Consider the following 17,518-nt stretch of genomic DNA (forward strand, 5'->3'; position numbering starts at 1 on the left):
CTGCTTTGTGATTAGCGGGAAAAACCGCGGGCTGCAATGGGGGTCAGGCGAAAAGCTCGCGACAGAATTTCAAACCGTCGATCAGCGCATCGACTTCGGCGGTCGTGTTGTAAAGACCAAAGCTCGCCCGCGCCGTTGCGGTTTTGCCGTAGAAGTCCAGAAGCGGCATCGCGCAATGGGTCCCTGCCCTGACCGCGATCCCGCGTTTGTCGAGGATGGTGGAGACGTCATGGGCATGCGCGCCCTCCATCGTGATCGAAAAGATCGCGCCCTTGTCCGGCGCGTCGCCCTGCACTTCGAGCCAGTTGAGGGCGCGGAGTTGCTCGCGGGCATAGTCGCGCAGCATATGCTCATGCGCCGCGATGTTCTCCATCCCCAGCGCTGTCAGATAGTCGATCGCAACGCCGAGACCGATCTGGTTGACGATTCCGGGGGTGCCGGCCTCGAACTTCAACGGCGCATCGGCGTAATCGATCGTGTCGCGGGTCACGGTGCGGATCATGTCGCCGCCGCCGAGGAAGGGCCGCATCTCGGTCTGACGCTCGCGCGAGATCCAGATCGCCCCCGAGCCCGACGGGCCGTAAAGCTTGTGGCCGGTGATCGCATAGAAATCGACGCCGAGCGCCGCGACATCGACCGGCGTATGGACCGAGGCCTGACTGCCGTCGACCAGCACCGGCACATCGGTACCCCGCGCCACGGCGCCGACATCGACAAGCGTGCCGGTCACGTTCGACATATGCGTCAGCGCGACCAGACGGGTACGCGGGCCGATCGCCTCGAGGACCTTCTCGGGAGGCAGGCTGCCGTCGGGCTCGGGCTCGACCCATTTGAGCACGACACCCTGACGCTCGCGCAGGAAATGCCAGGGCACGATATTCGCGTGATGTTCGAGCAGCGACAGAACGATCTCGTCACCGGCCTGCAGGCGCGGGGCGGCCCAGGCATAGCTGACCAGATTGAGTGCCTCGGTCGCGCCCGAAGCGAAAATGATCTCGTCCTCGTGGTTGGCATTGAGAAAGCGCGCGATCTTGCCGCGCACCGCCTCGTAATGGTCGGTCGCGAGGTTCGAGAGGTAATGGAGACCGCGATGGACGTTGGCATATTCCATCGAATAGGCCTGCGAGATCGCGTCGATGACGACCTTCGGTTTCTGCGCGCTGGCGCCGTTGTCGAGATAGACCAGCGGGCGGCCGTTCACTTCGCGCGACAGGATCGGGAAATCGGCGCGGATTTTGGCGATATCATAGGTCATTGGGCGATAATCTCCGGCAAGAGGCCGAACGCGGCGGCAAGGAAGGTCAAGGCAAATCCGAGGACGAACATCGTCCCGATCAGCCCGAGGATCACCATGAACGGATTGGAAAAACCGTGGAGCGCCTTGGTCAGCATCACTGTGAGGTAGAGAAAGAGCCCGAAGGCCACGATCGAGGTCAGCTGGCCCGACCCCGGAAGGACCAGCACCATCACCAGCTGGACCGCCTGCACGCCGACCAGCAGCGTCTCGATCCAGGCGGTGACCAGAAGCGCGTCGGCAAAGCTCCCGTAGCCGCCGAACATCCGCCCGACATTGGCCATCAGGAAGGCCGAGACCGTCAGGGCGACGAACTGGATGACCACCAGCGTCCCCGGTGCGGTCAGCAGCGAAAGCAGCGGACTCGCCGCCTCGGGCGGGAGCGGGATCAACATGTTCGCGATCCCGCCGACCAGCGTCGACAGGCAGACCGCCAGAGCCATCGCCATCCACCTTGCGCCCATCGGCAGGTTCAGCCCCTGTAGGGCGCGCAGGCCCTGTTCGGGCTCTTTGACGGTCAGGACGGCAAGGTTACCCAGCGAGAGATCGGTCATTTATGTCCTGCAACGGCGCGCAGACCCGCGCCCCAGATGAAGAGAAAACCCAGACCTGCGATGCTCTGGGTGATGGTCAGCGGCAGTCCCTGCCCCAGAAAGCCGCCGGTCATTCCGGCGAGAAGCATGGCCGGTGAAACGGCAAGCAATGCCCAGAACAGCGCGAGGCGCGAATCCTCGGGCGAGACGGGCCGCGGCGTCAGCTTGGACAGCGCCGCAACCAGAGCGGCCAGCGCGAAAGCGATGACCGGCATGATGAACATCACGGCGAGAACCGCCCCGCCGATCCGCGCGTCAAGCGGGATCGAAGGGTCGAGCTCAGCCGCGCGGGCATGGCCCGGAGCCTGCGCCACCAGAAAGATCAGCATGGCCACCATCAAAATGACGATGAGCACCCGATCCGGCGTGCCGCGCATCTCGCGCAGAACCGAACCGGGTTGCCACCAACTGCGCACGATCCGGGGCAGAATGCCCTTTTGGCTCATCCCAGCTCGGCCTGAGCCCGTGCGGTCAGCCATTGCTCGAGCCTTTCTCCGACGCGCAGACGCAGTTCGAGATCCTCGACCTCTTCCAACGCATCGGCGAGGAAAGAGAGCACCAGCAGAACCTCGGCGCGGGCACGCGGCACGCCGCGCGAGCGCAGATAGAAGAGCGCGGTTTCGTCCAGCGCGCCCGTGGTCGAACCATGGCTGCACTTCACGTCGTCGGCGTAGATTTCCAGCTCGGGCTTGGCGAGGAACTGGCTGTTCTCGTCGAGCAAAAGCGCCTGGCTGATCTGGTAGCCGTCGGTTTTCTGCGCACCCTGTTTCACAAGGATCTTGCCTTGGAAGATCCCCGACGCGCCGTTTTTGAGCACCTTTTTATAGACCTGACGGCTTTCGCACCGCTCGGCCGCATGGGTGATGAAGACGGTGTTGTCGTGGTGGAACGGACCGTCCTTGCCGTCGCCAAGCGCGGCTGCAGCGACATGGGCCACCGCGTCGTCACCGACGATATCGACAATGCTCTCGTTGCGCATCATGCGGCCGCTGACCGAAAGCTCGAAGGATTTGAGCAGGCCCTTGGCGGCGACGCGTGCAAAAAGATGCCCGTTTCCGACCTTGGGATAAGAGGCGCGCTTGGCCATGATGTGGTGGAAGCGCGCGCCCTCGCCGATATCGGCCTCGAGCAGGGTATTGGCGCGGGCGCCGACCATGCCGGTTTCAAGCAGCGTGATCTCGGAACCCGGCTCGAGCTTGACGAGGTTGTGCATGATCACATCGGCGGCGGCAGCGCTGCGGCGATAAATGATATGGACCGGACGCTGGACGACACCCGTGACGCGGATCAGGACCCCATCGGTTGCGGCCAGCGTGTTCAGCGCCGCGAAGGGACGCAGAACCGGCTTTTGGCCCGCAGCCTCGAGCGTGCCATAAACCGGCTTGGCCCAGTGGTCGGCCTGCGCATCGGCTGCGGCCAGCGTATCAAGCGTAAAGCCCTCGCCCGTGATCGCATCAGACGCCGAAGCATCGAAACGACCATCGACGAAGACCAGCTTCAGCCGGTCGATATCGTCGAAAAGCGGCGAGTCGCCGGCGTCGGCCGGAATCTCGATCGCTTCGGCCTTGGCCGCGTTGAAAGCGGCCGGCGGGGTGTAGCGCCAGTATTCGTCGCGCGGGCCGGGCAGCCCCATCGCCTGAAGACGCGCCAAAGCATCGGCACGGGCCGCCGCGGTGAAGCCGCCCTTGGGCAGATCCAGCGCAGCCAGTCGCAGCGACAAAGCATCGCCGCCCTTGCCTGCGGCTGCCCCTTGGGCGGCCTCGGCAGTCAGGGTTGCGAGATCGGTCATTCCGCGACCTCCGCGAGCAGTTCGGCATAGCCGTTCTTTTCGACTTCAAGCGCCAGCGCCGGCCCGCCGGTTTTGATGATGCGGCCGTTATACATGATATGGACGACATCGGGTTTGATGTGGTCGAGCAGGCGCTGATAGTGGGTGATCACAAGGAAGCTGCGGTCGGGCGAGCGCAAAGCGTTCACGCCTTCCGAGACCAGACGCATCGCATCGACGTCCAGACCCGAGTCGGTCTCGTCGAGGATGCACATGCGGGGCTCGAGCATTGCCATCTGCAGGATTTCGTTGCGCTTTTTCTCGCCGCCCGAGAAGCCGACGTTGACCGGACGCTTGAGCATTTCCGCATCGATATTGAGCGATTTCGCTTTTTCGCGCACGACCTTGAGGAAGTCGCCCGAGGAGAGTTCCTCTTCGCCGCGTGCCTTGCGCTGCGCGTTCAGCGCGGTGCGCAGGAAGGTCAGGTTACCGACGCCCGGGATCTCGACCGGATATTGGAAGGCGAGGAAAAGGCCCGCGGCCGCGCGCTCTTCGGGGTCCATCGCCAGCAGGTCTTCGCCATCGAGCGAGGCACTACCATCGGTCACCTCGTAGCCGTCACGGCCAGAAAGCACATAGGACAGCGTCGATTTACCCGAACCGTTCGGGCCCATGATCGCATGCACTTCACCTGCGGGAACGCTGAGGCTGACCCCTTTCAGGATCTGTTTGCTGCCATCTTCGAGTTCGGCGTACAGGTTTTTGATTTCCAGCATAATTTCCTCTTACATCTGGGATGGCGGCAGCCCCCCTAGCTGCGACGACCATCAAATTCGTTTGGATCCGCAAGGATCATTGGCGAGCGGCATTTCCGAAGCCGCGTCCGGTTTTGGGGTGACGCTTCAGCGGCTCGCCCCTGCTTTCTCTTTGGCACGAACAAGAAAGTTCTCGTTCACGGCGTAATGCCGGATACGGGCCTCGATCGTGTAGTCGTTTGCCTCCACCCAAGCCAGAAAGGCGTCGGCGTGACGGTTGTCGATTTCGATGAACATCGTGGGACGACGCGCTGCAACGGTCTGGGCGAGCCCCGCGAGGACCTCCATTTCCAGACCTTCGACGTCGATCTTCATGAAATCGACCTGCTTGTTCAACAACGCATCGTCGCCCCGAATAACGGATACCCCGTCCGGATCCTTTCCCGCATTGCGCACGATACGGCCGCCGCCGAGGTTGTTGGGGTTCCAGCGCATGGCCAGATTCTCGTCCATCTGGTCGGACAGACCATAGGTGAAGAAGCTGAAATCCAGCTTATCCATCAAACGGTTGAGGATCATATTGGAGATATAGATCTCTTGGGCCACCGGGTTGGGCTCGAAGGGAATGATCGAGCTCGCACCGAGGATCCGGCCCGCGAAAACACTATGGTTGCCGACATTGGCCCCGATATCGGCGAAAACGCCGCCTGCGGGGAAATGCTGCCGGATGACATCGAGGTCCTCGCGCTCGTAGAACGCCGATTTGGAATGGGCGCGCTGGACGACGTCGAGAGGGTTCACCACGTTGAACATGATCTCGACATCGTCGTGCCGGAAGACGGCGACATGCCCTTGAGGCAAATTGATCCGGCCACGGTCGAAATAGGTCCGAAGCGCACGGGACGCGTCGAACTTCTGTTCGGCCACATCCGTTTTCTCGACCGTTTTGGTATCCTCAAGCGTCATGCCTTGCCCTCCCCGTTGCCGTCGTTATCCGACCGACCCTTCAAGCGAAATCGCGACCAGTGCCTGTGCTTCCATCGCGAATTCCATCGGCAAGGCCTGCAGAACGTCGCGGCAGAAGCCGTTCACCACCAGTGCGACCGCGCCCTCTTCGTCCATGCCGCGGGCGCGGCAATAGAAGAGCTGGTCGTCATCGACTTTCGAGGTGGTCGCCTCGTGCTCGACACGGCTCGAGTTGTTGCGGACCTCGATATAGGGGACCGTATGGGCACCGCATTGATCGCCGATCAGCAGGCTGTCGCATTGCGTATAGTTGCGGCTGTTCGTGGCACGCGGGTGCATCGAGACCTGACCGCGATAGGTGTTCTGCGCCTTGCCGGCAGAAATCCCTTTGGAAACAATGCGCGAACGGGTGTTCTTTCCAAGATGGATCATCTTGGTGCCGGTATCGGCCTGCTGCATGTTGTTGGCGATGGCGATCGAATAGAACTCGCCCTGGCTTTCGTCGCCCCGCAGGATGCAGGACGGGTATTTCCAGGTGATCGCCGAGCCGGTTTCAACCTGCGTCCACATGACCTTGGCGCGGGCCTCGCGGCAATCGGCGCGTTTGGTCACGAAGTTGTAGATGCCGCCCTTGCCTTCCTCGTCGCCGGGGAACCAGTTCTGGACGGTCGAATATTTGACCTCGGCATCCTCGAGAATGACGATCTCGACCACGGCAGCGTGAAGCTGGGCGGTATCGCGTTTGGGCGCGGTACAGCCTTCAAGATAGCTCACATAGCTGCCCTTGTCGGCGATGATCAGCGTGCGCTCGAATTGGCCGGTGTTTTCCGCGTTGATGCGGAAATAGGTCGACAGCTCCATCGGGCAGGTCACGCCCGGCGGGATGTAGACGAACGAGCCGTCCGAAAAGACCGCCGAGTTCAGCGTCGCAAAGAAGTTGTCGGTCTGCGGCACGACCGAGCCGAGGTATTTCTTGACCAGCTCGGGATGTTCGCGGATCGCCTCGGAAATCGAGCAGAAGATCACGCCGGCCTTGGCCAGCTCGTCCTTGAAGGTGGTGCCGACCGAAACGGAATCGAAAACCGCATCGACCGCGACCTTGCGCGCCTCGGCAGGGGCCTCCTCGGCGCCTTCGACACCGGCAAGGATCATCTGCTCGCGTAGCGGAATGCCCAGTTTCTCGTAGGTCGCCAGCAATTTCGGATCGACCTCGTCCAGCGACTTGGGCTTCTCGATCATGCTTTTGGGGCGCGCGTAGTAGAACTGGTCCTGATAGTCGATCTCGGGATAGTTCAGCATCGCCCATTTGGGTTCGGTCATGGTCTGCCAGCGGCGGAAGGCCTGCAGGCGCCATTCGGTCATCCATTCCGGCTCTTCGTTCTTTTCCGAGATCAGACGAACGATGTCCTCGTTCAGCCCCTTGGGGGCATATTCCATCTCGATCTCGGTATCCCAGCCGTATTTGTAGCTGCCCATGTTCTGGACAGTTTCGACGGTCTCACGGTCCACGCCTTCGCGAACCTCAAGCTCCGGGGAGGTAGCCAGATCAGCCATGGTCATCCTTTCCTGCGGTTTCCCGCCCTCTGTTCCGTTCACGCCAGCGTTGCCACGAGGCAAGCCACGCGTCGGCAAAACGCATGACATCCCGTTCAGCCGTGCTCGGGCCGAACGAGATGCGGATCGCGTCGCCCGCTTGTTCGGGGTGGATCCCCATGGCCTGCAGCACACCGCTGGCCCGGACCTTTCCCGAGGAGCAGGCCGAACCTGCCGATATGGCAAATCCGGCGAGATCCATCTGCATCACCTGCGTCTCGCCACGCCACCCTGGGGTGAGCATCGACAAGGTATTCGGCAAGCGGCGGGATTCGCGCCCCAAGAATGTAACACCTTCCGCCCCGTTTTCCAGAGCGCCCAGCAACGAATCACGGGTTTGGGCCACTTTGTCCCACAAACCTTGATCCAGATCATTTTGCGCGGCCTTGGCGGCTGCCGCGAATCCCATGATCCCGATCAAATTCTCGGTTCCGGCGCGCCGTCCCTGCTCTTGTCCGCCGCCCTTGATGCGCGCCTCCAGATCGGTGCCGCGCTTCACGACCAGCGCCCCCACCCCCTTGGGCCCGCCAAGCTTGTGGGCCGAGACGAAACCGGCGGTGATCCCCAGCCAGTTGAATGCCATCGGCACTTTGCCGAAAGCCTGCGTCAGATCGCTGACGGCCAGACCTTCGGGCAGTTTCTGCAAAACGCCGGTCTCGGAATTGGCAAGCTGGAGGCTCGACCGCGCCGGATCCGCGACCGTGACGATGCCGCCCGCATCGGTGCCCAGATCGGCGCGGCACCAGGCCTTGACCGCGTCATGTTCGACACCGGAACAGTGAAAATCGCGCCCCTCCAGCGCAAGCGCAGCCGCCTCGGTCGAGCCCGATGTGAAGATCACATCCGCCCCTTCCGCCCCCAAGGCCCGCGCCACGTCTTCGCGCGCACGCTCCAGCGCCATTTTCGCCGCCCGCCCCTCGGCATGGACCGACGAGGGGTTTCCGACGATTTCGGCTGCGGCAATCATGGCGTCGCGCGCCTCGATGCGCAGCGGTGTCGTCGCGTTCCAGTCGAGATAGATCCGGCTCACAGCCCCGCCTCCGGCAATTGGCGCGCCTGCCGGTCTTCCTTGAGCGCCTCTTCCGAGCAAATTTCTTCGGCGATGCGGTCGGCCAGCTTGTCGGCCACGGCGCTTTTGGCCATGCGCGGCCAGTGCTCCGGCCCCTGTTCGGTGATCAGGATCACGGCATTCTCGCTGCCGCCCATGATGCCGGTCGAGGGGTGGACGTCATTGGCAACGATCCAGTCGCAGCCCTTGCGCAGCCGTTTCGCGGTCGCATGGGCGAGAACATCGTCGGTCTCGGCGGCAAAGCCCACGACAAGCTGGGGCCTGCCCTCTTCGAGATGGCTGATCCAGGCGAGAATATCGGGGTTCTCGGCAAATTCGAGCGCGGGAATATGGCCGCTGCCGTCCTTTTTGATCTTGCTGTCGCTTGCATTGGCAACCCGCCAATCGGCAACCGCCGCCGCCATGACCGCGACATCCGCAGGCAAGGCCCGCTCGACCGCCGCGCGCATCTCGGCCGCGGTCTCGACCGGCACGACCTCGACGCCCTCGGGCGCGGGAATGCTTGCGGGACCGGTCACGAAGGTTACGCGCGCGCCCAAATGGCGCAAAGCCGAAGCAATCGCCGTGCCCTGCGCACCGGAAGAGCGGTTCGCGATATAGCGCACCGGATCGATCGGCTCATGCGTCGGCCCCGAGGTCACGATGACATGTTTGCCCGCCAGAACGCGGCGCGAGGGCAGCTTGACCACGGCCTCGGGCGGCAGACGCAGCGGACGCTCCTCTTCGGGCTCCTCGTCGTTGCGCAAAAGCAAAGGCGCAAGCCCCGTCGCAGGTGCGGCAACGGGCCGGCCCAATTGCGCGCGGATCGCCTCGAGAATGGTCGCAGGCTCGGACATGCGCCCGTCGCCATATTCGCCGCATGCCATGACACCTTCGCCCGGCCCCACGAAAAGGATGCCGTCCTGCTGCAACTGGCGGCGGTTGCGGCGCGTCGCGGGATGTTCCCACATGCGCACATTCATCGCGGGCGCGATCAGGACCGGCTTGTCGGTCGCAAGCAAGAGCGTCGTGGCCAGATCATCGGCCAACCCCGCGGCCATCCGCGCCATCAGATTGGCGGTCGCGGGCACCACAACCACCAGATCGGCCGAGCGCGAAAGCTGGATATGTCCCATCTCGGATTCGCGGGTCAGGTCGAAAAGCTCTTGATGACAGGGGGCCTCGGCCAAGGCCGACAGGGTCAGAGGCGTCACGAACTGCGCCCCCGCCTTGGTCAACACCGGCGTCACCGCCATGCCGTCCTGTCGCAAAAGCCGGATCAGCTCGGGCACTTTGAAGGCCGCGATACCACCTCCAACGACCAGCAGAATACGATTGCCCTGCATCGCGGACCCCTCTTTTGTCACTGCATGACAGGACATAGGCCGAAGCGGGCTCCGCGACAAGCAAGCTGAGCAAAACCCTTGGGCGAAAAAGCGTGTTAACCCTTTCTTAAAATCCGCCGGATAACGCTGTTGCGAAAGCGGAGAAGCCCATGGTCGCCATCGCCTATACCCTGGCTTTCGAAGGTCTCGAGGGCCGGCTTGTCGAGGTGCAATGCGCGATCGCGGCAGGGCTGCCGGCCTTCACCATCGTGGGCCTGCCCGACAAGGCCGTGACCGAGGCCAAAGAGCGCGTCCGCGCCGCCTTTTCCGCCCTCGCCATCGCCATGCCAGCCAAGCGCATCACGGTGAACCTCTCCCCCGCCGACATCCCGAAAGAAGGGTCGCATTTCGATCTGCCGATCGCTCTGGCGGTGCTCGCGGCACTCGAGATCATCCCCGCAGAAGAGCTCGAAAGCGTCATCGCGATCGGCGAGCTCGCGCTTGACGGCCGTATCGTCGCCGTCGCGGGTGCGCTGCCCGCCGCCCTCTCCGCCTCGGAATTCGGGCGCGCGCTGATCTGTCCCGAAAGCTGCGGGCCCGAGGCGGCATGGATCGGGACGACGCCGGTCTTCGCCGCGCCGTCGCTCAGGCAGGTCACCGACCACCTCACGCATCGCAATCCGCTGCCGCGCGCGCAACCGGGCGAGGCAAGCCCGCAGGCCGGCGGCCCCGATCTGGCCGATGTCAAAGGGCAGGAGCGTGCGCGCCGTATGCTCGAAATCGCTGCGGCAGGGCGCCATCATATCATGCTGCTCGGCCCCCCGGGCGCGGGAAAGTCGATGCTGGCGCGCCGCCTGCCCGGCCTTTTGCCGCCGCTGAGCGCCGCCGAAGCACTGGAAACCTCGATGATCTATTCGATCGAGGGCAGTCTCAAGAACAAGGGAATGTCGCGCGAGCCGCCCTTTTGCGACCCCCATCACACCGCTTCCATGGCCGCAATTATCGGCGGGGGACGTGGCGCACGCCCCGGTCAGGTGAGCCTTGCCCATAACGGCGTGCTCTTTCTCGATGAACTGCCCGAATTTTCGCGCGCCGTCCTCGAGACCCTGCGCCAGCCGATCGAGACGGGCGAGGTCGTGGTCGCGCGCGCCAATGCCCATATCCGCTACCCCTGCCGCTTCCTGCTGGTCGCCGCCGCCAATCCCTGCCGCTGCGGATACCTGAGTGACCCGCGCCACGCTTGTTCGCGCGCGCCGGTTTGCGGGGCGGATTATCTGGGCAAGATCTCGGGGCCGCTGCTGGACCGTTTCGACATGCGCATCGAATTGTCCGCCGTCCCGCTCGCCGATCTCGATATCCGCACTCCGTCGGAGCCCAGCGCGCCGGTCGCGGAACGGGTCTCCGCCGCGCGCAAAGTCCAGGCTCGGCGCTACTCGGGATCGAAGGAAATCAAAACGAATTCCGATCTATACGGAAGCTTCCTCGACGAAGTCGCAACGCCGGATCCCGAAGGTCGCGATCTACTTTTGCGCGCAGCCGACAAATTCGGCTTCACCGCTCGCGGCTATCACTGGGCACTGCGATCGGCACGCACCATCGCCGATCTCGCGGGCTCCGAACAAGTCCGGAGCCCGCATATCGCGGAGGCGGTCGGCTACCGCCTGCTTCTCGTCAATGGCGGCTAAATTGCGGGGCCGTCGGCGAAGGCCAAAGCCTCAGCGAGCGGCCAGACGCCGCTCGATCGCTTCCCAAATCAGACCGGCACCATTGACTCCGTCGAAGCGCTCAAGCTCCTGCAGGCCGGTCGGCGAGGTGACATTGATCTCGGTCAGCCAACCGCCGATCACGTCGATCCCCGTGAAGATGAGGCCTTTTTCGCGCAGAACCGGCCCGATCCGCGCGCAAATCTCGGCCTCGCGCTCGGTCAGTCCGACTTTTTCGGGACGCCCGCCAACATGCATGTTCGAGCGCGCCTCGCCCGCCGCAGGCACGCGGTTGATCGCCCCGATCGGCTCGCCATCAACGAGAATGATCCGCTTGTCGCCTTTGACGACGGCGGGCAGATATTGCTGGGCAATCACCGGCTCGCGACTGCCGCTGGTGAAAACCTCCATCAAGGAGGACAGGTTCGGATCCTCTGGCCGCAGATGGAAAACACCGGCCCCGCCATTTCCGTAAAGCGGCTTGACGATGATATCGCCATGCTTTTCACGGAAGCTGCGAATATCCGCGATATTGCGGGTGATCAAAGTCGGCGGCGTGAGATCGGGAAAATCCAGAACCAGCAGCTTTTCGGGCGAGTTGCGCACCCAGAAAGGATCGTTGACGACGTAGGTGTCGGGATGAACGCGGTCGAGCAGATGGGTCGAGGTGATGTAGGCCATGTCGAAAGGCGGATCCTGACGTAGCCAGACCACATCGAAATCTGCCAGATCGACGGTTTCCCACTCGCCAAAACCGACGTGATCACCCTTTTGGCGGCGCAAAGTGATTTTGCGCCCGTAAGCCATCACCCGTCCTTCACGATAGCTCAGATCGTCGACCGTATACTGGAACAACCGGTGACCGCGCGCCTGAGCCTCGAGTCCGAGACGGAACGTGCTATCGCCATCGATCGAAACATCTTCGACCGGATCCATCTGCAAGGCGACATAAAGGCTCATGGCCATTCTCCCATCGACAATTTGTCGAGGTTGTCGCCCGAGCGATAGGGCAATGCAAGTAGGCTGGTGGGTGGATGATGCGAACTAGTTCTCGCCAAAAGCGTTCGGGATGATCCCGATCATGCCCTGGGCATCGACCAGCGCCGCATCAAAACGCATCTCTGTCAGCATACCTTCGGGCAGTCGCGAAACATAGTCGCATGCAGCCAGACAGATCCGGTCCATTTGCCGCCGCGAGATCCGCGCAGCCGCCTGATCATAACTGCCCGCGCTTTTCACCTCGACGAAGACCACGACGCCGTCCTTGGTCAGGATAAGGTCGATCTCGCCGGCGCGGGAACGATAACGGGTTTCGAGCAAAAGATAGCCCTCCGCCACATATCGGGCGGCAACCCCCTCTTCGGCCAGTCGCCCGCCCGAATAAGCGACAAGGCCGCGGATCGAGCGCGTGTGGTGGTTCAGGTCAGCCGTCGTCATCTTCACTCTCTTCCTTTGCCCCTTTGGCCAGATCGAGCGCCAAGGCATATACCTCACGTCGCGGCAGCCCCAAACGGGCTGCGACCTGTGCCGAAGCGTCTTTCACCGACATATCCTTCAGCAGCGCCACAAGAGCATTGCGGATATCCCCTTCATCGGCGGGTTTGACTTGCGGCGGGCCGAACAGGACCACAACCTCGCCCCGCAAACCCTGTTCGGGGATGTCCCTGGCAAGACCGGCTGCCGTTCCGCGCATTACCTCTTCGAACTTCTTGGTCAGCTCCCTGCAAATCACGGTATCCCGCTCCGGATCAGATTCGCACATAATCTCCAACAATTCCTTAACGCGCTTGGGGCTTTCGAACAAAACCACGGTCGCTTCGACACCTGCCCAGCTCTCGATCCAGCGGCGCTTGGCGCCTTTGGCCGCGGGGGGAAAGCCCACGAACATGAAGCGGTCGCTCGGCAGGCCCGAGACGGTCAGCCCCGCGAGCAAAGCCGAAGGCCCCGGCGCGGAATGGATGCGGTAGCCCGCCTCGGCAGCGTCTCGGGCAAGCCGGTAGCCCGGATCGGCGACGAGCGGCGTGCCCGCATCCGAGGCATAGGCCACGCTTTGCCCCTCGGCCAAGGCGCGCATCAGCGCGGGACGCGCACGTTCGGCATTATGGTCGTGATAGGCGACCACGCGCCGACCGCGCAAAGGAATGCCGTGGATTTCCATGAGATGGCGCAGGGTGCGGGTATCCTCGGCCGCCAGCACATCCGCACCGTTCAGCGTATCGAGCGCGCGCAAGGTGATATCGCGCGCCGTACCGATCGGGGTCGCGATCAGATGCAATCCCGCCTCGGGTTTCACACCCAGAATTCTGGCTGCAAGCGTATCCGCGGGTTGCGCCTGGGGCAGGCGCGAGGAGCTCCCCGAACCATCGGCCGGATCTTGCATGGGATACCCTTTCACTGTTTTGGCACAAGTTGCCATCAGCCCAATATGCCAATAACCTGCCGACGTTAAGCCTCCAGCACTGCCAATAGGGAATCACCGCAATGTCCGTCACCCAAACGTTCCGCGGCGCCATGAGCCTGCGCCGTCCCCTCGCGCGGATCGGCGCTGCGGTTTCGGCCATGTTTCTGGCCGCCTGTCAGCCCATCGGCGATAGCGCTTCCGGCCCCTCGACCGGCCAGATGATCGACCCGAGCCAGCCGGTTCCGGTCGCGCTTCTGGTGCCGGCCGGTTCGGGCAGCGCCGATCTTGAATGGTTGGCGCGCTCGCTGACGAATTCGGCAAAAATGGCAGCGGCGGATGCGCAGGGCGCAACCATCGATCTGCGCATCTATCCCGCCGGCTCCGAGCCTGCCCAGGCCGTCGCCCAAGCCAACAAGGCCGTCGACGAGGGCGCGAAAATCATCCTCGGGCCGCTCTTTGCCGATTCGACCAATGCGGTCGGCAATGCCATGGCTCCGCGCGGCGTGAACGTGCTGTCCTTCTCGAACAACCCCGATATCGCGGGCGGCAACGTCTTCGTTCTCGGCAATACGTTCGACAACGTCGCCAACCGTCTGGTGCGCTACGGCGTCAAGAACGGCAAGAAGCGCATCCTGATGGTTGCCGAAGACGATGCGGCCGGTCAGGTCGGTGCACGCGCGATCCAGCGCGCGATCGAAAAGAACGGCGCGACCCTCGCGGGCACCGCGAACCATTCGGTTTCGACCAGCGGCATCGATGCGATCGTGCCGAATGTCGTCTCGGCGGCGAATTCGGGCAATGTCGATGCGGTGTTCATGACCGCCAACCAGGGCGCGGTACTGCCCTACCTGCTCGACAAGCTGAATGCGGCCGGCGTGAACTCGGCCACAACCCAGATGATGGGCCTGACCCGTTGGGACCAGCCGACCGCGCGCCTGCAGCTTCCGGGCGTTCAGGGCGGCTGGTTCGCCATCCCCGACAATGCCCGCAAAGCCCAGTTCGACCAGCGTTACCGCGCCGCCTACGGCGAGGCGCCCCATGATCTCGGCTCGCTCGGCTATGACGGCGTTGCCGCGATCTCGGCGCTGGTGCGTGCCGGCAAGCGCAATGCGCTGACCACCGCGGGCCTGACGCAAAGCTCGGGCTTTGCCGGCATCAACGGCGCCTTCCGTCTGCGTCGCGACGGCACCAACGACCGCGCCCTTGCGGTCGGCACGGTGCGCAACGGCCAGGTCGTGATCCTCGATCCCGCACCCAAAAGCTTCAACGGCTTCGGGTTCTGATTTTGGAGCAAGGATCGCCCGACGATCTGCAACAAAGCGCCCCGGCACTGCCCGGGGCGCATTCTTTGTTCTCGCCCGATGTGTTCATCCCCCATCTGGAAACCGCTCTGGCGGGCCTCGGCGAGGCCAAGGCCATCCGCGCCACCACCGTCGCGATCCTGAGCGAGGCCCGCAACGAGGCCATGGCGGCGATCGTCACGGGCTTCATGAGCCACCCCCGCGCCGCGCGCGAAACCGTCCGTGCCATCGCCAGCCTGACCGATGCCACGGTGACCGCGATCCATCATGTCGCGACGACTTTTCTGCATCCCCAATCCAATCCGACCGAGGCCGAGCGCCTCGCCGTCCTTGCCATCGGCGGCTATGGCCGCGCCGAAATGGCGCCGCAATCGGATGTGGATCTGCTGCTTCTGACGCCGTGGAAGGTCACGCCCTGGGCCGAAAGCGTGGTCGAGAGCATGCTTTACATGTTGTGGGACCTGAAGCTGAAGGTCGGCCAATCGACCCGTTCGGTCGACGACTGCATCAATCTGAGCCGCGAGGATATGACGATCCGCACCAGCCTGTTGGAGCATCGTCTGGTCTGCGGCCATGCCCCCACCGCCGAACTGCTGCGCGAGCGCCTTTGGCCCGAGCTCTTCGACAATACCGTCCCCGAGTTCATCGAAGCGAAACTGGCCGAGCGGGCCGAACGCCACCGCCGTCAGGGCGGCCAGCGCTATGTGCTCGAACCCAATGTCAAAGAGGGCAAGGGCGGGCTGCGCGATCTCCAGACGCTGTACTGGATGGCGAAATACATCCACCGCGTCGACCGCGCCATCGAGCTCGTCGATCTGGGCTTTTTCACCCGCGACGAGCATCTGACCTTCTGGCAGGCCGAGGATTTCCTTTGGGCCGTGCGCTGCCATCTCCATCTGATCGCGCGCCGTCCGGTCGACCAGCTGACCTTCGACATGCAGGTCGAGGTCGCCCAACGCATGGGCTACCGCGATGCGGGCGGGCGGCGCGCGGTCGAGATCTTCATGCAGGATTACTTCCTGCACGCCACCCGCGTCGGCGAGCTGACCCGCGTCTTTCTGGTCGCGCTCGAAAACCGGCATCTCTACAAGGCCCCGATCCTCAATATCCTTTTCCGCAAGCGCCGCCGCATTCGCCCGGGTTTTCGCGAGGAACGCGGCCGGTTGAACGTCGTCGACGAGGCCGAATTCCTCAAGGACCCGCTCAATATCCTGCGCCTCTTCGAGGAGGCTTTGCGCACCGGCATCCTCATCCACCCCGAGGCGATGCGGCTGGTGACCTCGAACCTCGATCTGATCGACGACGGAATGCGCTCCGATCCGGAAGCCGTGCGGATCTTCCTTGATCTGCTGCTCAAACACGGCAATCCCGAACGCAGCCTGCGCCGCATGAACGAGCTGGGCGTGCTCGGTGCCTTCATTCCCGAATTCGCGCCGGTCGTGGCGATGATGCAGTTCAACGTCTATCACCACTACACGGTCGACGAGCATTCGATCCAATGTGTCGCCGCTTTGGCCGCGATCGAGCGCGGCGACCAGACCGACGACCTGCCCCTTGCCAGCGAGATCATCCGCGGCGACATCAACCGCCGCGTCCTGACGCTGGCGGTGCTATTCCACGACATCGGCAAGGGCCGCCCCGAGGATCACTCGATCGTGGGGGCCAAGATCGTGCGCCGCATCGCCACCCGCTTCGGCCTGCCCGCCGACGAGGTCGAGACCATCGAATGGCTGGTGCGCAACCATCTGCTGATGTCCGACGTGGCGCAGAAACGCGACATCTCCGACCCCCGCACGCTGCGCGATTTCGCCAAAATGGTGAAAAGCCGGCGCAGGCTCGATCTGCTGCTGATCCTGACCGTTTGCGACATCCGCGGCGTGGGGCCGGGCACTTGGAACAACTGGAAGGCCATGCTGCTGCGCCGCCTCTACGAGGAAACCGCGCGCGCCCTCGACAGCGGCCTCGAGGAGCTGAACCGCGAGAAACGCACCGGCGAGGCGAAGCGCTCGCTGCGCCACCTGCTGATCGCCAAGGGCTGGGACGCGCGCGAGATCAAGGCCGAAACCGCCCGCCACTACGAGAACTACTGGGCGGGTCTTCCGACCGACACGCAGATGGTCTTTGCCGAAATGCTGCGCGAGCCGCCGCAGGACCACGAGGTCAAGATCAACCTCCATCCCGATACCGACCGCGATGCGACGCGCGCGACCTTCGTTCTGGCCGACCATCCGGGGATCTTCTCGCGGCTTGCGGGGGCCTTGGCGCTGGTCGGCGCGAATGTGGTCGATGCGCGCACCTATACGACCAAGGACGGCTATGCGACGGCGGTCTTCTGGACGCAGGACGCCGAGGGCCGCCCCTATGACGCAGACCGCCTGCCCCGCCTGCGCCAGATGATCGAGCGCACGCTGAAAGGCGAGATCGTGGCCCGCGCCGCCTTGGCGGGCAAGGACAAGGTCAAAAAGCGCGACAGCCAATTCCGCTTTCCGACCCATATCACCTTCGACAACGAAGGCTCCGACATCTACACGATCATCGAGGTCGATACCCGCGACCGCCCCGGCCTGCTTTACGACCTGACGCGGACACTGGCCGAAAACCATATCCAGATCGTCAGCGCCGTCATCGCGACCTTCGGGGCGCAGGTGGTCGATACATTTTACGTCAAGGATGCCTTCGGTCTGAAGCTGCATCAGGAATTGCGCCGCGAGACGCTGGAAAGCCGTCTTCGTCAGGCCATCCGTGAAGGCGCCGAGCGCGCGGGGAGCTAA

15 protein-coding genes are annotated in these 17,518 nt (G+C 63.5%); 3 read left to right on the forward strand and 12 right to left on the reverse strand.

From position 1 onward, the window contains the following. Window positions 1-43 precede the first annotated feature (43 nt). The 9 genes from ACFFUC_RS12140 to ACFFUC_RS12180 form a co-directional block, all read right to left on the reverse strand. The gene (locus ACFFUC_RS12140) at window positions 44-1,255 is read right to left on the reverse strand and encodes a cysteine desulfurase (RefSeq protein ID WP_377686576.1); all 1,212 of its coding nucleotides are present in this window, start codon (window positions 1,253-1,255) and stop codon (window positions 44-46) included. After that, window positions 1,252-1,848 (reverse strand): YIP1 family protein, encoded by a 597-nt coding sequence (locus ACFFUC_RS12145; RefSeq protein WP_377686578.1) that lies wholly within the window; start codon window positions 1,846-1,848, stop codon window positions 1,252-1,254. The genes ACFFUC_RS12140 and ACFFUC_RS12145 overlap by 4 nt, the downstream gene beginning before the upstream one ends. Next, on the reverse strand, window positions 1,845-2,333 hold the full coding sequence (locus ACFFUC_RS12150; protein WP_377686580.1) for a hypothetical protein: 489 nt from the start codon (window positions 2,331-2,333) through the stop codon (window positions 1,845-1,847). Before ACFFUC_RS12150 ends, ACFFUC_RS12145 begins: the two co-directional genes overlap by 4 nt. Further along, window positions 2,330-3,676 carry a SufB/SufD family protein gene (locus tag ACFFUC_RS12155; protein ID WP_377686582.1) on the reverse strand — a complete coding sequence of 449 codons (1,347 nt, stop codon included), beginning with the start codon at window positions 3,674-3,676 and terminating at the stop codon, window positions 2,330-2,332. Before ACFFUC_RS12155 ends, ACFFUC_RS12150 begins: the two co-directional genes overlap by 4 nt. Next, the gene (gene sufC / locus ACFFUC_RS12160) at window positions 3,673-4,431 is read right to left on the reverse strand and encodes a Fe-S cluster assembly ATPase SufC (RefSeq protein ID WP_377686583.1); all 759 of its coding nucleotides are present in this window, start codon (window positions 4,429-4,431) and stop codon (window positions 3,673-3,675) included. Before sufC ends, ACFFUC_RS12155 begins: the two co-directional genes overlap by 4 nt. A gap of 126 nt (window positions 4,432-4,557) precedes the next feature. Beyond that, window positions 4,558-5,376, reverse strand: coding sequence for an FkbM family methyltransferase (locus ACFFUC_RS12165; RefSeq protein ID WP_377686585.1), 819 nt, complete (start codon window positions 5,374-5,376; stop codon window positions 4,558-4,560). 24 nt (window positions 5,377-5,400) lie between these two features. After that, entirely contained in the window at window positions 5,401-6,930 is a 1,530-nt protein-coding gene (gene sufB / locus ACFFUC_RS12170) for a Fe-S cluster assembly protein SufB (protein WP_377686587.1), read from the reverse strand. Beyond that, window positions 6,923-7,999, reverse strand: coding sequence for a cysteine desulfurase family protein (locus tag ACFFUC_RS12175; protein WP_377686588.1), 1,077 nt, complete (start codon window positions 7,997-7,999; stop codon window positions 6,923-6,925). Before ACFFUC_RS12175 ends, sufB begins: the two co-directional genes overlap by 8 nt. Continuing rightward, complete coding sequence (locus ACFFUC_RS12180) at window positions 7,996-9,363, reverse strand: bifunctional phosphopantothenoylcysteine decarboxylase/phosphopantothenate synthase (RefSeq protein ID WP_377686590.1); 1,368 nt, start codon at window positions 9,361-9,363, stop codon at window positions 7,996-7,998. The genes ACFFUC_RS12175 and ACFFUC_RS12180 overlap by 4 nt, the downstream gene beginning before the upstream one ends. A gap of 149 nt (window positions 9,364-9,512) precedes the next feature. On the opposite strand from ACFFUC_RS12180, the gene ACFFUC_RS12185 reads away from it, so the two are divergent. Next, window positions 9,513-11,027 carry a YifB family Mg chelatase-like AAA ATPase gene (locus tag ACFFUC_RS12185; protein ID WP_377686592.1) on the forward strand — a complete coding sequence of 505 codons (1,515 nt, stop codon included), beginning with the start codon at window positions 9,513-9,515 and terminating at the stop codon, window positions 11,025-11,027. Between the two features lie 30 nt (window positions 11,028-11,057). On the opposite strand, the gene gshB is transcribed toward ACFFUC_RS12185, so the two are convergent. From gshB to rsmI, 3 genes are all read right to left on the reverse strand, one after another. Next, window positions 11,058-12,005, reverse strand: coding sequence for a glutathione synthase (gene gshB / locus ACFFUC_RS12190; RefSeq protein ID WP_377686594.1), 948 nt, complete (start codon window positions 12,003-12,005; stop codon window positions 11,058-11,060). An 84-nt stretch (window positions 12,006-12,089) separates the two neighbouring features. Then, window positions 12,090-12,482 carry a YraN family protein gene (locus tag ACFFUC_RS12195; RefSeq protein ID WP_377686596.1) on the reverse strand — a complete coding sequence of 131 codons (393 nt, stop codon included), beginning with the start codon at window positions 12,480-12,482 and terminating at the stop codon, window positions 12,090-12,092. Then, window positions 12,469-13,425 (reverse strand): 16S rRNA (cytidine(1402)-2'-O)-methyltransferase, encoded by a 957-nt coding sequence (gene rsmI, locus ACFFUC_RS12200; protein WP_377686598.1) that lies wholly within the window; start codon window positions 13,423-13,425, stop codon window positions 12,469-12,471. Before rsmI ends, ACFFUC_RS12195 begins: the two co-directional genes overlap by 14 nt. Window positions 13,426-13,526: 101 nt before the next feature. Here rsmI and ACFFUC_RS12205 point away from each other — a divergent pair, with 101 nt between their 5' ends. Together ACFFUC_RS12205 and ACFFUC_RS12210 are read left to right on the forward strand one after the other, a co-directional pair. Next, window positions 13,527-14,729 carry a penicillin-binding protein activator gene (locus ACFFUC_RS12205; RefSeq protein WP_377686600.1) on the forward strand — a complete coding sequence of 401 codons (1,203 nt, stop codon included), beginning with the start codon at window positions 13,527-13,529 and terminating at the stop codon, window positions 14,727-14,729. A gap of 65 nt (window positions 14,730-14,794) precedes the next feature. Continuing rightward, a complete protein-coding gene (locus tag ACFFUC_RS12210) occupies window positions 14,795-17,518 on the forward strand; it encodes a [protein-PII] uridylyltransferase (protein ID WP_377686602.1) in 2,724 nt (907 codons plus the stop codon).

Origin of the sequence: Paracoccus cavernae (assembly GCF_042430175.1) — a bacterium.
GTDB classification, from domain to species: domain Bacteria; phylum Pseudomonadota; class Alphaproteobacteria; order Rhodobacterales; family Rhodobacteraceae; genus Paracoccus; species Paracoccus cavernae.

Excerpts from the sequence above, each read along its gene's own strand:
- ACFFUC_RS12150 (WP_377686580.1), bottom strand. The coding sequence starts at position 2,333 with ATGAGCCAAAAGGGCATTCTGCCCCGGATCGTGCGCAGTTGGTGGCAA.
- rsmI (WP_377686598.1), bottom strand. The coding sequence starts at position 13,425 with ATGCAAGATCCGGCCGATGGTTCGGGGAGCTCCTCGCGCCTGCCCCAG.
- sufB (WP_377686587.1), bottom strand. The coding sequence starts at position 6,930 with ATGGCTGATCTGGCTACCTCCCCGGAGCTTGAGGTTCGCGAAGGCGTG.
- ACFFUC_RS12165 (WP_377686585.1), bottom strand. The coding sequence starts at position 5,376 with ATGACGCTTGAGGATACCAAAACGGTCGAGAAAACGGATGTGGCCGAA.
- ACFFUC_RS12140 (WP_377686576.1), bottom strand. The coding sequence starts at position 1,255 with ATGACCTATGATATCGCCAAAATCCGCGCCGATTTCCCGATCCTGTCG.
- ACFFUC_RS12205 (WP_377686600.1), top strand. The coding sequence starts at position 13,527 with ATGTCCGTCACCCAAACGTTCCGCGGCGCCATGAGCCTGCGCCGTCCC.
- sufC (WP_377686583.1), bottom strand. The coding sequence starts at position 4,431 with ATGCTGGAAATCAAAAACCTGTACGCCGAACTCGAAGATGGCAGCAAA.
- ACFFUC_RS12180 (WP_377686590.1), bottom strand. The coding sequence starts at position 9,363 with ATGCAGGGCAATCGTATTCTGCTGGTCGTTGGAGGTGGTATCGCGGCC.
- ACFFUC_RS12195 (WP_377686596.1), bottom strand. The coding sequence starts at position 12,482 with ATGACGACGGCTGACCTGAACCACCACACGCGCTCGATCCGCGGCCTT.
- gshB (WP_377686594.1), bottom strand. The coding sequence starts at position 12,005 with ATGAGCCTTTATGTCGCCTTGCAGATGGATCCGGTCGAAGATGTTTCG.
- ACFFUC_RS12155 (WP_377686582.1), bottom strand. The coding sequence starts at position 3,676 with ATGACCGATCTCGCAACCCTGACTGCCGAGGCCGCCCAAGGGGCAGCC.
- ACFFUC_RS12185 (WP_377686592.1), top strand. The coding sequence starts at position 9,513 with ATGGTCGCCATCGCCTATACCCTGGCTTTCGAAGGTCTCGAGGGCCGG.
- ACFFUC_RS12145 (WP_377686578.1), bottom strand. The coding sequence starts at position 1,848 with ATGACCGATCTCTCGCTGGGTAACCTTGCCGTCCTGACCGTCAAAGAG.